This is a genomic window from Bacillus sp. NPDC057893 (genome assembly GCF_042796455.1).
Lineage (GTDB): Bacteria > Bacillota > Bacilli > Bacillales > Bacillaceae_G > Bacillus_A.
In genome coordinates this window covers 247974-264441 of sequence record NZ_JBHVNG010000005.1, presented here as the reverse complement: position 1 = coordinate 264441, position 16468 = coordinate 247974, and the positions used below count along the sequence as shown (strand labels likewise).

Sequence of the window (16468 nt, the reverse complement as noted above, 5' to 3'; positions counted from 1 at the left end):
AGGCGATGAGAATACATCTTTGGCAAAACGAACTGCTTGATGTGAAAATTCATCGCCTTCTGTTTTCAATAATAAGATATTCCACTCATCGTAGACGAGCATATGCAAGGAGCAATGAAGGCCGAAATGATAGGGGGATTCAGATGGAGAAAACGAAGTTACCTTGGGATGAATTTTTTTCACTCAATAAAGATGTGAACAATACTTTCTTTACACCAGAAGATTTTTCAGGGGATGAAGATTTAATTGCAAAAACGATTGAACAATTCGTTAAACAAGAAATTGTTCCACAAATTGAGAACATTGAACAACATAATTATAAAGTTTCTCGTCAATTATTTGAAAAAGCTGGAGAACTTGGATTATTAAGTATCGAGGTCCCAGAAGAATACGGTGGGTTTGAGCTAGGAAAGGCCGTTTCAGGGCTTGTAGCAGAGAAAATGGGATACGCTGGTGCATTTAGTGTTTCATTTAATATACATGCTGGTGTAGGTACATTGCCTTACATATATTACGGAACGAAAGAACAGAAAGAAAAATATTTGCCAAAAATCGCATCAGGAGAATGGATTGGTGCTTATGCTTTAACTGAGCCAAATGCTGGTTCTGATGCATTAAGTGCAAAAACGAGTGCAGTATTGAATGAAGATGGTACAGCTTGGAAGTTGAATGGTGAGAAGCAGTGGATTACAAATGCTCATATGGCAGATGTATACGTTGTTTTTGCGAAGACAAATAAAGGAATGACAGCGTTTATTGTCGAAAGAACATGTGAAGGTGTATCAATAGGACTAGAAGAAAAGAAGATGGGGATTAAAGGTTCTTCAACAGCGACGCTTATTTTAGAAGATGTTGTCATCCCAGCTGAAAATGTTTTAGGGGAAGTTGGGAAAGGTCATCACGTAGCTCTTAATATTCTTAACTTCGCTAGGTTGAAACTTGCTTTTGGAAATATTGGAACAGCAAAACAAGCAATCGGTTTGTCAGTTCAATATGGAAAAGAACGAAAACAGTTCCAAACTGAATTAGTGGACTTTACGATGATTCAAGAGAAAATTGCCAATATGATTATTTCTACATATGGAGCAGAAAGTGCAGCTTACCGCACAGCAGGTGTAATTGATGAAGCAATTCATGAGAGTGATGAAGATCTTATGAAAAAAATGTCCCAATTTGCAATTGAATGTGCACTTAATAAAGTAAATGCTTCTGAAACACTGGGCAATATTGTAGATGAGGCTGTACAAATTCATGGTGGATACGGTTATATGCAAGAGTACGAGGTAGAACGTTTATATCGTGATGCTAGAATTAGTCGTATTTTTGAAGGAACGAACGAAATTAACAGATTAACAGTTGCCAAAATGTTAATGAAACAAATAGAGCAAATAGAAGAGCATGAAGTAGAAAGTGATATGGAAAATGTAGAAAGAAACCATCGTTACATTTTATTAGCGAAAAAATTGTTGAAACAATCTTTGAAAACGCTCTCTAAAACTCCGGACTTAAAAATTGATCAGGAGCAAGAATATTCACGTGTATTATCAAATATGTTGACGGACGTGTACGTCATGGAATCAGCATTTTTACGTACGAGGAAAGCAGTTACTAAAAATGGTGAGGAAAAAGAGCGTACGAAGCAAATGATAACAGATGTTATTTGTGAAGAAGGATATCGTAAAGTAGAAGAAGCTGCGATTTCCATCCTTTCAGCAGCTGTCACAGAAGAACAAGATAGAAGTGTAGTTTTAGCTGAAATCCGTCAATTATTAGTGCCTTTATACACGAACTTATTTACGAAAAAGAGAGATATTGCGAAAGCTATTATAAATCGCGGGAAATATATTGTGTAAATAGGAGGAAAGCGATATGAAAAAGATTGGTTTTATCGGTTTAGGTAACATGGGTCTTCCGATGTCTAAAAATTTAGTTAAATCAAGTTACACAGTATACGGAGTGGACTTGAATAAAGAAGCTGAAGCTTCCTTTGAAAAGGAAGGCGGAATTATCGGTTTATCAATTTCGAAACTAGCAGAGACATGTGATGTGATTTTTACAAGTTTACCGTCACCTCGTGCTGTTGAAGCAGTATATTTTGGAGCAGAAGGGTTATTTGAAAATAGCCACTCAAATGTAGTTTTAATTGATACAAGTACAGTATCTCCACAGTTAAACAAACAGTTAGAGGAGTCGGCGAAGAAAAAGAAAGTAGACTTTTTAGCAGCACCTGTTAGTGGTGGGGTAATTGGTGCAGAAAACCGTACATTAACGTTTATGGTTGGTGGATCGAAAGAAGTATATGAAAAAACTGAATCTGTCATGGAAGTACTTGGAGCGAATGTTTTCCATGTTAGTGAGCAGATTGATAGTGGTACAACTGTTAAATTAATTAACAATCTATTAATTGGTTTTTATACAGCTGGTGTGAGTGAAGCTTTAACATTAGCTAAAAAGAACAATATGGATTTAGATAAAATGTTTGATATTTTAAATGTAAGTTACGGTCAAAGTAGAATTTATGAGCGTAATTATAAAAGTTTCATTGCATCAGAAAATTATGATCCGGGCTTTACTGTAAATTTATTAAAGAAAGATTTAGGATTTGCGGTAGATTTAGCTAAAGAAAGTGAACTTCACTTACCAGTAAGTGAGATGTTATTAAACGTATATGAAGAAGCGAGTGAGGCAGGATATGGTGAAAACGATATGGCTGCTTTATATAAGAAAGTTAGCGAACAATTAATTTCTAATCAAAAATAGTGCACTTATAAAAACCATGATAAAAAAGGAGAGAATATAATGATTACAACTGAAATTAAACGAGTGAAAAATCATATTAATGGCGAATGGGTAGAATCTACTGGTACGGAAGTAGAAGCGGTTCCGAATCCGGCAACTGGAAAAATCATCGCTTACGTTCCACTTTCTCCAAAAGAAGATGTTGAAAAAGCTGTTGAAGCGGCAAAAGCGGCATACAAAACATGGTCTAAAGTACCAGTTCCAAATCGTTCAAGACAATTATACAAATATCTACAACTGTTACAAGAAAATAAAGATGAGCTTGCAAAAATCATTACGCTAGAAAACGGTAAAACGCTAACGGATGCAACTGGTGAAGTACAGCGTGGTATTGAAGCGGTAGAACTTGCAACATCAGCACCAAATTTAATGATGGGACAAGCTCTTCCGAATATTGCTAGTGGAATTGATGGATCGATTTGGCGCTATCCAATCGGAGTTGTTGCTGGTATTACACCGTTTAACTTCCCGATGATGATTCCATTATGGATGTTCCCACTTGCAATTGCTTGCGGTAATACATTCGTATTAAAAACATCTGAAAGAACACCACTTTTAGCTGAGCGACTTGTAGAGTTATTCTATGAAGCTGGTTTTCCAAAAGGGGTATTAAATTTAGTACAAGGCGGAAAAGATGTTGTAAATAGTATTTTAGAAAATAAAGATATTCAAGCAGTTTCGTTTGTTGGCTCAGAGCCAGTGGCACGCTACGTATATGAAACTGGTACAAAAAATGGTAAACGTGTACAAGCGTTAGCAGGTGCGAAAAACCATGCGGTTGTTATGCCAGATTGCAACCTTGAGAAAACAGTACAAGGTGTAATTGGGTCTGCGTTCGCAAGTAGTGGAGAGCGCTGCATGGCATGTTCAGTAGTAGCAGTAGTAGATGAAATCGCTGATGAATTTATCGATGTACTAGTAGCAGAGACGAAAAAACTAAAAGTAGGTGACGGTTTCAACGAAGATAATTACGTTGGACCATTAATCCGTGAATCGCATAAAGAGCGTGTTTTAGGCTATATTAATAGCGGTGTAGCAGATGGAGCAACTTTATTAGTAGATGGTCGTAAAATCCATGAAGAAGTTGGGGAAGGTTACTTTGTTGGAGCAACAATCTTTGATGGTGTAAACCAAGAAATGAAAATTTGGCAAGATGAAATTTTCGCTCCAGTACTAAGTATTGTGAGAGTGAAAGATTTAGAAGAAGGTATTAAACTGACGAATCAATCAAAATTTGCAAATGGTGCTGTTATTTATACTTCAAATGGTAAGCATGCACAAACATTCCGTGATAACATCGATGCTGGTATGATCGGTGTAAACGTAAATGTTCCTGCACCAATGGCATTCTTCGCATTTGCAGGAAATAAAGCTTCATTCTTTGGTGATTTAGGTACAAATGGTACGGATGGTGTTCAATTTTATACACGTAAAAAAGTTGTAACTGAGCGCTGGTTTTAATAAAGTGAAAGGATAATGAGTGGGGTGCATTCCCATTCATTATCAAAATAATACAAACGAAAATACACTACTCATAATGGAGTAGTGTATTTTCGTTTGCATTGTGTTAACTATTTCTTTCAAAGGCTAATTTAATACCAAACCCAATTAAGACGATTCCTGTAATTCCTTGAATATAACGCTGTGTCTTCGGTTTTTTCATAAAAGCACTAATTTTATCAATTAAAAATATATAAAAAGCAAACCAAATGACTGTTAAAATGAGATAAGTAAGTCCCATAACGAGAAGTTGTATAAATGTATTATGATTTGGATTTAAAAACTGTGGTAAAAAAGTTAAAAAGAAGACTGCAATCTTAGGGTTTAGTAAATTTGTAAGAAACCCTTGGCGAAAGCAAGAAGTATGTTTATTGTCATTATTTATTGGAACGTCATTTGTGTTTAAGTCTCCGGTGTTTCTTACTGCTAAAAGGGCTTGAATACCAATATAGACTAAATATACAGCACCAACATATTTAAAAATAGAAAATAAAAGAGCAGACTTCACAATAAGTGCTGAAAGACCAATTACAGCAGCTAAAGTGTGAATTAAAAGCGCAACACAAGTACCAAAAACAGTTTTTACGCCACCGATTTTGCCAGCAACCAATGTGTTTTTCGTAGCCATTGCTGTATCAGGACCGGGTAGAATAATAAGACATATAGACATAATAATAAACAGAAAAAAATTTTCCAAAATGTTATCCGCCTTCCTTTGTTGTTTTTAGAAAATTCGATTAACGTTAGTTTAACATATATTTCAGTTAAATAAAATTACATTATATTTAAAATTATTTAACTGAAAAGAAGAGGCCATATAGAGTAGCTGAGAGTGAGCTACTCTATATGGCCTTTTTGTTTAGGCGTTAAGTAAGTTAAAGAATCGATTTACATCTTCTTCTGAAACATCACTTAATTGTTTATATTTATAATTTGGATTTTGGTCTTTATCAACTACAACGGAGCGTACTCCTTCAAAGAAATCTTCATGTCGCAAGAAGTTTTTAGCGAGTATAAGATCTGTCGCGAAACATTCTTCAACTGACTTTTCTTGGCCATCGATAAACTGTTTTAATGTTACCTTTAATGAAACAGGGGATTTGGATAATAGCTTTTCTTTCGTTGTTTGGGCAAATGTACTTTGATCTTTCTCTAACGATTGAATGATTCCCTCAATTGTATCGAATGCAAAATTCGAATTAATTTCTTCTAATGAAGAAGAAAGATTGCCATCTAAGTTTGGAGCAGTTGCAAATGTACGAATAACATCTTTTAAATGAGTATGTACATCTTCGTTTTTCCAATTTACATTTTCAAGTGCGGTAAGGAAATTTGGTAATGAATCTGATGTCATAAAGTAATCAGCAGCGTTAATATATAATACATCAGGAGCTTTTAAAATGGATGCTGTTAAAGCAACATATCGACCAGTATATCCAGGTGCTTTATTTAAGAAATAAGCAGCACCGACATCAGGGAAGAAACCGATGTTCATTTCAGGCATTGCCCACTTCGTACGCTCTGTTACAATTCGATACGTAGCTCCATTTGTCAGACCGACACCACCGCCCATTACGATTCCATCTAAACAAGCGATAATTGGTTTTTTGTATTGATAAATAAATGTATCAATTTCATATTCTTCTTCAAAAAACTGCTCTGCATGTTGTAATGCAACTTCGTTAGAACGTGCTTCGTAAAGCGTTTTAATATCACCACCTGCACAAAAACCTTTCGTCCCAGCTCCTTTTAAAACGATGAGTTCAATACGCCCATCTTGCTCCCATTCTTTAAGTTTTTGCCCAATTGGTTGTAACATGTCATAGGATAAAGAATTAAGTGCTTTTGGACGGTTTAAAGTAATAGATGCAACGCCGTTTTCGCTAACAGAAAATAAAACGTGTTCGGTCATAATAAATCCTCCCTTACTTATCTTTCTATTCTTATTTCTTGATACATGCTGAAATGTCCTCTATAATTTTTGTCTAAATTAGGTGCTTAGTGTTATTATTTATCGCATATTTTGACGAGTTATATTTGCAGGATTTCAGAGGATGAAGAGGAATATTACAACATTACTGTAAGCGCAATTATTTGAAATCATAGTGTTGAAGGCGCTATTATATGTATAACTTATATTGAGTTAGTATACGTGGCGTAACAATACATTAAAGAGTGGATGTAGAAAAGGTTAAAAGGCTGAATTATCTAACTTTTAAAGAGTGTGGGGTTTGTATATAATTAGAAATAGAGAAAGGAGAGATCGGAATGCCAGGACCTTTACTATTGTCGGTAATTATTTTGTCATCTCTTATGGTAGGAATTACACAGTATTTTCATCATACAGATACGACAGAAGAAGTGAAGGATAAGGTGCGTCTCGTGTTTCCGATTTTTATAATATCTATTTCCATATGTTTTTTACTAAATAAAGATGGGTATGTTGTGGCCGTATTCGCGTTTTTTGTAGCAATTGTCTTAATAACTGTATTGTATTACGTTATGAAAGAGTACTTGCAAAAATAAGGATGCCAGAAAGGGCATTTTTATTTTTGTATATTGATAATTTCACATACCGTATTTTATGTAAAAAAAACATAAAATACTTATAATTAAAAAAGTATGTACATCGCAGTGTATTTACTTGTCAATCTTGCATGACCACTATACTATTAAAATGTAGAGATTAGAAAAAAAGGGGTTGTATCTAGCATGAAATTTGAGATGCACACAAAAATTATTTCAAATGAAAAAGAAGTAAGAGTACATATAGAAGATAATTTATTTCAATTAATTTTAGATGGTTATCATCTATTTACTATTCAAGAAATATTGCCTTTATATAAATCAAACGAAGAAAGAATCGGTAGTGCAATTGTCCAAAAGTTAGAATGGGAGAACGGAAAAACTACACTAAACTATCAGCTTGTTTCACTACAATCAGTAAACTAAAAGGAGAAGGGTAATATGAAGTTTTTTCATACAGCGGATTGGCATTTAGGTAAGCTTGTTCATGGTGTATATATGACTGAAGATCAAAGAATTGTGTTAGATCAGTTTGTGCAAGCTGTTGAAGAAGAAAAACCGGATGCTGTAATTATTGCAGGAGATTTATATGACCGAGCAATTCCACCTACAGAAGCAGTAGACTTATTAAATGATGTATTACAAAAGATAGTTATTGATTTACAAACACCAATAATCGCAGTTGCGGGAAACCACGATAGCCCGGACCGCATACATTTTGGTAGTAATTTAATGAAAAAACAGGGATTACACATTGTTGGACAATTTCAATTTCCATACAATCCTGTTGTTTTAAATGATGAATACGGAGAGGTTCATTTCCATCTCGTTCCGTATGCAGATCCAAGTATTGTTAGACATATATTGAAAAATGAAGATGTTCGTTCTCATGATGACGCGATGCGTATTTTTATGAATGAACTCTCTGAAACGATGGATAAAGAAGCGAGACACGTATTTGTAGGACATGCATTTGTAACTTCTTCAGGAGAGGCAGAGGAAAATACGAGTGATGCGGAACGACCACTTTCAATTGGTGGTGCTGAATATGTAAATAGTCATTATTTTGATAAGTTTCATTACACGGCGCTTGGCCATTTACATCAAGCGCATTTTGTACGTAATGAGACAATTCGTTATTCAGGTTCACCACTTGCATATTCTATTTCTGAAGAAAAGCATAAAAAAGGATATTATATTGTGGAACTGGATGAAAAAGGTGAAACAACAATTGAAAAACGTTTACTTACACCACGTCGTAAAATGCGTACAGTAGAAGCGAAAATAGACGATTTATTACTTCATCCAGTGAGTGAAGATTATGTATTTGTGAAATTATTAGATGAAAATCCTGTCTTGCAGCCAATGGAAAAAATACGTTCTGTATACCCAAATGCAATGCATGTTGAAAGATCTATTCAAAGACGAGAGTTCACAGATGAAAATGAAGTAACTGTTTCAAGACATAAAACGGATGATTTATCTCTTTTAAAAGCATTTTATAAAGAAATGAAAGGGCTAGATTTATCAGAAGAGAAAGAACGTCTATTTTTAGATGTTTTGCAAACAGTGCAAGAACGGGAAGGTGAACGAGGATGAGACCGATTCAGCTTATAATGACCGCATTTGGTCCATATAAACAGAAAGAAGTAATCGATTTTAAAGATCTTGGTGAGCATCGTATTTTCGCTATTTCTGGAAATACAGGAGCTGGAAAGACAACGATTTTTGATGCGATTTGTTATGTATTATATGGAGAGGCTAGTGGAGAAGAGCGCAGTGATACAAACATGCTTCGTAGCCAATTTGCTGATGATGATGTTTATACAAGTGTGGAATTAACTTTTCAATTAAAAGGAAAAAGTTATGAAATTAAACGACAACTGGGCCATAAAAAACAAGGGAATAAAACAATTACAGGACATGCAGTCGAATTATATGAAGTAATTGATGAGGAAAAAGTTCCATGTGTCGATCGTTTTCATGTAACGGATGTAAATAAAAAAGTTGAAGATTTAATTGGATTAAGTAAACATCAATTTAGCCAAATTGTCATGTTACCGCAAGGAGAGTTCCGAAAATTATTAACATCTGAAACGGAAAATAAAGAAGAAATACTACGCCGCATTTTTAAAACAGATCGTTATAAATTAATGCGTGAGATATTAGATCAAAAGCGTAAACAATGGAAAGACGTCTTACAAGAAAAACAAAAAGAACGTGAGCTATATTTCCGTAATGTATTTAAATTACCAATACGTGATGGGGCATTATTAGAGACATTAGTGGAGCAAGAGCATGTAAATACACATCAAGTAGTAGAGGCATTAGAACAAGAAACAATTTGGTACAATACAGAGGTTGAGCAATTACACTTAGAACAAAATGACAAAACGAAACAATTAAAAGAAGCAGAGGCACGTTTTCATGCAGCAAAAGCTGTAAATGAGAAATTCAAAGATTTAGAACAAAAGAATGAGAAGTACAGTACTTTACAAGAAAACCGTGCCGTAATCGAAATGAAAGAAAAATCTTTTAAACATGCGGAACAGGCGAAGCGATTATTACCATTTGAGCAATGGTATGAGGAAGCGATGCAATATGAACAGCAGTCTGAAAGTTTGTTAAAACAGATAATCGCAAAAAAAGAGCATATAATGAACAGTTTTGCACTTGCTCAGGAGAAATATGAAGCATTAAAGAATAAGGCATCCGAGCGAGAAAATGCTAAAAAACAAGTTCAAAGACTAGAAGAGTTACAACCAATTATTGCATCATTAGCTGAGAAAAAGTTAAATTTGCAAAATGCTGAAATTCAAATAGGAAAATTAAAAGAAGGTATGCAAAAGTTAGATGAACAACTAGAAGCGCATAAAAATGAAAAACAAAGAATGTCTGGCGAATTACAGCAATTAGAAGTAGCGCTTGAACAATATGTAGCTAAAGTAGAAGAACTAACGAATATGCGAGAAGATGCAAAAGTATTAAAGCAGGCATATGATGTATGGCAAGAAAAACAAAAATACGAGCAAGAAAAAGAAATTGCGTTTCATAAGATGCAACTTGCAGTTAGTGCGTATGAAAATATGGAACGCCGCTGGTTAGGTGAGCAAGCTGGTATATTAGCTCTTCATTTACATGATGGTGAATCTTGTCCAGTATGTGGTAGCATGGATCACCCGAAAAAAGCTACAGAGCAAAGTAATGCAATTGATGAAAAAGAGTTAAATGGGCTAAGAGAAAAGAAAAACGTTGCGGAAAAATCACATGTTCAATTAGAAGAAAAGTGGAATTTCTATCGAGTTCAATATGAACAAGTGATAGAAGAAGTCCTAAAGCGAGGGTATCGCTCAGAAGAATTAGTAGAAACATATAGTGCGCTCGTTCAAAAAGGAAAGCAATTAGCAGCAGAAGTAAATACGTTAAAATCAAGTGAAGAAACGCGTAAGCAAATTGCTGTGAATATAAAAAGCGTAGAAGAAAAAGTAGAAGAACTCCAGAAACAAAAGCGTGAAGTAGAAACCGTGCAGCACAGTACTGAAATGGAGTGTATGCAGCTTCGTACGTCATATGAACATGATAAGCAAAATATTCCGGAAAGCTTGCAAACGGTACAAGTTTGGAAAGTACAGTTTGACCAAGCTCTACAAGAACTTCGTTTAATGGAAGATGAATGGGAGAAAGTACAAGAAGCGTATCAACATTGGCAAAATGAAAATATACGTATTCAAGCAGAACATGATAGTGCTTCTAATCAATTTAATAGTGCAAAAGAGAAGAAAGAAGAGACTTTCACACGCTTTATGAAAGAGCTAGAACAAAGCGGATTTACAGATCAATTAACATATACAGAATCCAAATTAAATGATGCTGAGATGGATAAGTTACAACAAGAAATCCAAAGTTATTACTCATCTCTAGAAGTACTTACAAAACAAATTGAAGAATTAAAGACACACTTAAAAGATAAAGCGTATATAGACATTTCTTCATTAGATGAGCAAGTGAAAGAATTGGAAATTAACCTTGATATTATTAAAGAAAAACGACAACGTGCTCAAAACGCCGTATCATATATTACGGATTTACATGAAAATATTAAACGAATTGATGAACAAATTCATGAGGAAGAAAAAGCATTCCAAGAACTTGTTGATTTATATGAAGTAATGAAAGGGGATAACGATAGTCGTATATCCTTTGAACGTTACATCTTAATTGAGTATTTAGAACAAATTGTTCAAATTGCGAACGAACGACTACGTAAATTATCAAATGGACAATTTTATTTAAAACGAAGCGAACGAGTTGAAAAGAGGAATCGACAAAGTGGATTAGGCTTAGATGTATACGACGCATATACAGGTCAAACTCGAGATGTAAAAACATTATCTGGCGGTGAGAAATTTAACGCATCACTTTGCTTAGCGCTCGGAATGGCAGACGTTATTCAAGCGTATGAAGGTGGTATTTCCATCGAAACGATGTTTATCGATGAAGGGTTCGGCTCATTAGATGAAGAGTCATTAACGAAAGCAGTTGACGCCCTAATCGATTTACAAAAATCAGGCCGGTTTATCGGTGTAATTTCACACGTTCAAGAACTGAAAAACGCAATGCCAGCTGTATTAGAAGTAACAAAGCAGAAGGATGGGTGTAGTCAGACTAAGTTTGTGGTGAAGTAACAAGATTTAATTGCGGAGAAATTTAGTGAAATAATAAATAAAGCGCCGTCTCCTTATTGGAGGCGGCGTTTGTATGAAATAAGGAACTATGAGTTATCTGAAGTAGGCGGCGTATGTGATAATCGATTATAAGTTTTAAAAGCAGAAATTGCCGATATAACACCACCCGCTAAAAATAATGCTGATCCACCTACTAATATGATACGACTGACATATGTTTCTCGTGCTTCTTCAACTTCTTCTTGTAACATTGTAGGCATATGATTCCCTCCTTTATAAAAATGTGTTTTGTAATAGTATATACAAACGCCTAACATGTGTTAAAAATGAAGAAGTTGTATGTATAAGCATCTAAGTGAATTTAATATTTAGCTAGTGTTAGTATTAAGTTCGACGCTTCTGCACAATTTCTGCACAAGTTTTAGTAGTTTATATGTCATGATATATCCGTAAAGATAAATATTCAATAATAATGAATGGAACATTCGTTCATTATTAAGTGTGCGTTTCTTACGCACTCTCCAAAACAAGTGTCTTTATTGTTATTCTTTTGCATCAAAGCCCTCATCACACTACGAAGTATAACAAGAAGGGGATACGAACATGAATAATCGAATTTTAAAACACCTACTAAATATGAAGATGAACAAGAAAAGTCTGGGAGCCGTTGCATTAACGGCTGGAATCATAGGCACGACTCTCATTCCTCAAAATGCATATGCGCACGGTTTTGTTGAAAAACCTGGAAGTCGTTCTGCTTTATGTAGCCCAACTTACGGCGCACTGAACGTGAACTGCGAAAGTATTATGTATGAACCTCAAAGCTTAGAAGCTCCAAAAGGATTTCCACAAGGTGGCCCAGTTGATGGGCAGATTGCTTCGGCAGGTGGGAAATTTGGTGGTATTTTGGATCAACAAACAACAGAGCGTTGGTTTAAAAATACGATAACAGGTGGAGAAAATACGTTCACATGGAAGTATACAGCTCCTCACTTAACAAGCAAATGGCATTACTATATTACGAAAAAAGGTTGGAATCCAAATAAAGCGCTAACAAGAGCAGACTTTGAGCCAATTGGAACTGTACAACATGATGGCTCTGCAGCTTTAAACAATTTAAATCACAAAATTAACGTACCTACTGATCGTAGTGGATACCATGTTATTTTAGCGGTATGGGATGTAGCTGATACAGCAAATGCATTCTATAATGTAATTGATGTAAATCTAGTCAATAATGAAAAACCAGACACAGAAGCACCAAGTAATCCAAATGGACTTGAGGCAACAAAAGTTACAGCAAATAGTGTAGAACTAGCATGGACCGCTTCTACGGATAATGTAGGGGTAAAAGGTTATCAGGTCCTACGCAATGGAGAGATTATTGACACAGTACCAGGCACTCATTTTATTGATAAACATTTACAACCAAGTACTGAATACTCTTATACTGTAAAAGCGATTGACGCAGCTGGAAATGTATCGAAAGAAAGTACGGCAGTTAAAGTGAAAACATCAGTAGCGATTCTTGATACAAAAGCACCTACACAGCCAAAAGGATTACACAGCATGGGAACGACAGCATCAAGTGTTGATCTGATGTGGAGTCCGTCTGACGATAATGATGGTGTAGACCATTACGATATTTACAGAGAAATATCAGGCGTAATGAAAAAAATTGGAACATCCAACACTACTTCTCATATGGACAAAAATTTGCTTGCTAATACTACATATAAATATACGGTGAAAGCTGTTGATGTAGCTGGAAATGAATCAACACAAAGCGATGTATTCAAAGTTACCACAAAAACTGAGAGCGCTTCATACGAAGCGTGGAATTCAAAGAAGGCATATAAAAAGGGAGATAGAGTCGTACACGAAGGGAAAGTGTATGAAGCTGTCCAAAATTACCAAGGAAATGGGGATCCAAACTGGATTTATGCTTTATCATTATGGAAAACAGTGTAAGCTTTTACTGGTTTTGAACTAAGGAATGACTGACGGGCTTTGGTGTAATAAAGTAATAATGAGAGTTCACTTTAAAGTTGAAACAAAAAAGACGACATATAAAATGTCGTCTTTTTTGTACGGATTTATTTTTCCTCCTGGTTTTCTACCTTTTCCGTATTAGAAGCAAATCCGCTTTTAAACCCATCGATAAAATTACAACCACTTAATGAAAATACAAATACACATATAAGACCAACTAAAATACCCTTTTTGTAATTTACTTTACAACAGCCTCCTAATTATCAATTCGTAAACTAAATATCACTACATTTAAATGTTTAATATACATTGGAATTACCGTAAAAACGAATAGTTAAATTATATAGTTGTAGGACATGACGTCATCTTATGAATATTTTTATACAGTAGATATATTTATTACTCATATAGTATTACTTCGTAAAGCAATTGTATTACAAAGAGGTATCTCTATACCTCTCCACCATACCACTAGACTGTAAAAATACATAATGTGTGTACCTTTTTGGATAGGTAAAGATATGTAAAAATATGAGGGTGAGAGTGAATGTGATTTTTAACGATTTTAGCTCACGGAAGGTTACGAGGTAAAAATAACTGAAGGAATACTCAAAAAATAATAACCGACGGATTTTCGTTTGAATACTAATGACTTTTACGGATTCATGAACTTGGCTATTCAGGAAAAGCATTTTTGATAGCTTAATATAGGAGGTAAATAAATTATGAAAATTAACTACGGTAGACATACTATTATTGAAGTTGATTTAAATGCACTGCAACGTAATTTCCAACAGTACAAACAAGCTATTCCATTTGGTACAGCGATTATGACAGTTGTAAAAGCGAATGCCTATGGACACGGGGCAGTTCCGATTGCGAAGGCGGTAATAGAGGCAGGCACAAGTCACTTGGCAGTTGCGTTTGTAGATGAAGGAATTGAACTTAGAGAAGCTGGTATAACTGTACCAATATTAATCTTTGGATACACACCGTATGAAGCGATAGTAGATGCAATTACGTATGATTTAAGCATGACAGTATATACAATTGAGGATTTGCATGCTATAGAAGAGGTTGCTTCACAAATGGAAAAGAATGCGTACATCCATATTAAAATTGACACTGGAATGAGCCGACTCGGTTTACAACTTAATGAAGTCACATTGTTTTTACAAACATTAAAGTGTACAAAATATATTCAGGTTGAAGGAATGTACACGCACTTCGCTTGTGCAGATGAAAGGGATAAAATGTATACTCTCATGCAACAAGAGGTATTTCAAAAAGCCGTAAGCAAAGCAGAAGAGTTACAAATTGTTATTCCATGGATTCATGCCAATAATAGTGCTGCTACAATTGATATGAGAGAAACAAAAGGAAATATGGTCCGCCTTGGAATCGCGTTATACGGTCTCTATCCATCTGCAGATGTCAATCAAGAAGCTATTTCGTTACAGCCTATCCTGACATTTAAATCAAAAGTTGCGCATATCAAAAAAGTAAAAAAAGGAAATGGGGTTGGCTATGGAGCAACATATACAGCGACAGGAGAAGAATGGATTGCGACGATACCGGCTGGATATGCGGATGGTGTCAGCAGGCAACTCTCGAATAAAGGGTTTGTATTAATAAAGGGTATGAAAGTTCCTATTATAGGACGTATTTGTATGGACCAGTTAATGTTGGACGTAACAAAAATCATGCCAATACATGTTGGGGATGAAGTGGTCTTTTATGGTAATCAAGGCAAGGAATCAATAAGTGTAGATTGCGTTGCAGATATATTAAGTACAATTAATTATGAGATTACTTGTATGTTAAGTAGAAGGATACCTCGCATCTATATAAAAGACAATAAGCCAATCGAAATAATAAATGAACTACGAAGAAGTCCTATCAGTTTATGTATAAATGAATGAAGAATCTTCACCATAAATTTATGCTAACTTCACATGCAGCACATATTAAAATTGTATTATGTATATGTACCAAATAAATAAAATAAATAGCATTGCTGTTTTTAAATAATCAAAATCCTATTATTTCTATATAAGGGTCTTAATTGTATTTTAGAGATTACATTTTATTTAGAAGCAGATTTTAATAAAAAGGAATTCAAATAAAAGGGGAATGTCTTATGACAACATATACGAGCGAGATAAAAAAAACTTTAGTTACTGAAGAAGATGTAGATATTTTAAAAATTATGGCGCATCCAATACGTTTACAAATTGTAAATGAATTAAGTGTCCGTAAAACTTGTAATGTAACTCAATTGACAGAAATATTAAACATTCCGCAATCGACTGTTTCACAGCATTTATCAAAAATGAAAGGTAAAGTGCTAAAAGCAGAGAGAAGAGGATTAGAAATTTATTATTACATTAATAATTTAAAAGCAAGCAAGATTGTTAATGTATTAGGATATATAAACTAATGGATGTTCATTGTACAAAACAGTCCCTCTGTTATAAAACAGAGGGACTGTTTTGTATTTCATTATTTGTTTGTATTTAAGATTTTATAGTTTTTATGATTCACAATAGTTCGATCAAATTCAAAAGTACCACCATTTACATCTGTAATTTCAACTAAGACAGATTCAGTGTACAGTTTTAATACAGAGCCAGTGATTTTCAGGTTATTTCTTTGAAAAAGTATAGTATCCCCTACGTTTGCTTTCATAGTACCTCCTCATAAAAGACAGAAATGTTTGTTTATTATATATATTAAACCACGTATAGTTATAATAGTGAATATTTAGTTTTGTTTATCAATAAAATATTTGTTATTTAATAAAAAACATAGAGTAACATTATGTTAATAAATTGTATATTTTCTATTTATGTGTAGGAAATTGTGAAAATCCACCCCTTTAATTCCAAATATTTTGCTAGAAAAATAAAAAAAGTGAAAGTGGAAATACACTTTATTCTCTGTTAATAATTGTATTAATATGTAGA

Annotated in this window: 14 protein-coding genes; 10 read left to right on the top strand and 4 right to left on the bottom strand. The window is 34.4% G+C overall.

All coding sequences use genetic code 11. From position 1 onward, the window contains the following. Positions 1-143: 143 nt before the first annotated feature. Genes ACFVQC_RS22460 through ACFVQC_RS22450 form a run of 3 tightly spaced genes read left to right on the top strand, consistent with a single transcriptional unit; the run spans position 144 to position 4260 of the window. Complete coding sequence (locus ACFVQC_RS22460) at positions 144-1853, top strand: acyl-CoA dehydrogenase family protein (protein WP_377899318.1); 1710 nt, start codon at positions 144-146, stop codon at positions 1851-1853. A 16-nt stretch (positions 1854-1869) separates the two neighbouring features. After that, positions 1870-2760, top strand: coding sequence for an NAD(P)-dependent oxidoreductase (locus ACFVQC_RS22455; protein ID WP_377896176.1), 891 nt, complete (start codon positions 1870-1872; stop codon positions 2758-2760). 39 nt (positions 2761-2799) lie between these two features. Further along, complete coding sequence (locus ACFVQC_RS22450; RefSeq protein WP_377899317.1) at positions 2800-4260, top strand: CoA-acylating methylmalonate-semialdehyde dehydrogenase; 1461 nt, start codon at positions 2800-2802, stop codon at positions 4258-4260. A 106-nt stretch (positions 4261-4366) separates the two neighbouring features. On the opposite strand, the gene ACFVQC_RS22445 is transcribed toward ACFVQC_RS22450, so the two are convergent. Both ACFVQC_RS22445 and ACFVQC_RS22440 read right to left on the bottom strand, forming a co-directional pair. Continuing rightward, a complete protein-coding gene (locus ACFVQC_RS22445) occupies positions 4367-4999 on the bottom strand; it encodes a LysE family translocator (protein ID WP_377896178.1) in 633 nt (210 codons plus the stop codon). 159 nt (positions 5000-5158) lie between these two features. Then, positions 5159-6211, bottom strand: a complete 1053-nt coding sequence (locus tag ACFVQC_RS22440; RefSeq protein ID WP_377899316.1) for an enoyl-CoA hydratase/isomerase family protein — start codon at positions 6209-6211, stop codon at positions 5159-5161. A gap of 356 nt (positions 6212-6567) precedes the next feature. Between ACFVQC_RS22440 and ACFVQC_RS22435 the strand changes: the two genes are divergently transcribed. From ACFVQC_RS22435 to ACFVQC_RS22420, 4 genes are all read left to right on the top strand, one after another. Next, positions 6568-6825 carry a hypothetical protein gene (locus ACFVQC_RS22435; RefSeq protein WP_001119412.1) on the top strand — a complete coding sequence of 86 codons (258 nt, stop codon included), beginning with the start codon at positions 6568-6570 and terminating at the stop codon, positions 6823-6825. A gap of 186 nt (positions 6826-7011) precedes the next feature. Further along, entirely contained in the window at positions 7012-7251 is a 240-nt protein-coding gene (locus ACFVQC_RS22430; protein ID WP_002148113.1) for a DUF2584 family protein, read from the top strand. A gap of 15 nt (positions 7252-7266) precedes the next feature. Beyond that, positions 7267-8424, top strand: coding sequence for an exonuclease SbcCD subunit D (locus ACFVQC_RS22425; protein ID WP_377899315.1), 1158 nt, complete (start codon positions 7267-7269; stop codon positions 8422-8424). Continuing rightward, a complete protein-coding gene (locus ACFVQC_RS22420; RefSeq protein WP_377899314.1) occupies positions 8421-11510 on the top strand; it encodes an AAA family ATPase in 3090 nt (1029 codons plus the stop codon). Before ACFVQC_RS22425 ends, ACFVQC_RS22420 begins: the two co-directional genes overlap by 4 nt. 86 nt (positions 11511-11596) lie before the next feature. On the opposite strand, the gene ACFVQC_RS22415 is transcribed toward ACFVQC_RS22420, so the two are convergent. Beyond that, positions 11597-11770, bottom strand: coding sequence for a hypothetical protein (locus tag ACFVQC_RS22415; RefSeq protein WP_002012755.1), 174 nt, complete (start codon positions 11768-11770; stop codon positions 11597-11599). A gap of 343 nt (positions 11771-12113) precedes the next feature. Here ACFVQC_RS22415 and ACFVQC_RS22410 point away from each other — a divergent pair, with 343 nt between their 5' ends. The 3 genes from ACFVQC_RS22410 to ACFVQC_RS22400 all read left to right on the top strand — a co-directional run bounded on the left by ACFVQC_RS22410 (position 12114) and on the right by ACFVQC_RS22400 (position 15942). Beyond that, positions 12114-13481, top strand: coding sequence for a lytic polysaccharide monooxygenase (locus ACFVQC_RS22410; RefSeq protein WP_377896089.1), 1368 nt, complete (start codon positions 12114-12116; stop codon positions 13479-13481). A 746-nt stretch (positions 13482-14227) separates the two neighbouring features. Then, positions 14228-15424, top strand: coding sequence for an alanine racemase (gene alr, locus ACFVQC_RS22405; RefSeq protein ID WP_377899313.1), 1197 nt, complete (start codon positions 14228-14230; stop codon positions 15422-15424). A gap of 218 nt (positions 15425-15642) precedes the next feature. Next, complete coding sequence (locus tag ACFVQC_RS22400; RefSeq protein ID WP_070142537.1) at positions 15643-15942, top strand: ArsR/SmtB family transcription factor; 300 nt, start codon at positions 15643-15645, stop codon at positions 15940-15942. Positions 15943-16004: 62 nt separating this feature from the next. On the opposite strand, the gene ACFVQC_RS22395 is transcribed toward ACFVQC_RS22400, so the two are convergent. Next, positions 16005-16190 (bottom strand): YkvS family protein, encoded by a 186-nt coding sequence (locus ACFVQC_RS22395; RefSeq protein WP_002148107.1) that lies wholly within the window; start codon positions 16188-16190, stop codon positions 16005-16007. Between the last annotated feature and the right edge of the window lie 278 nt (positions 16191-16468).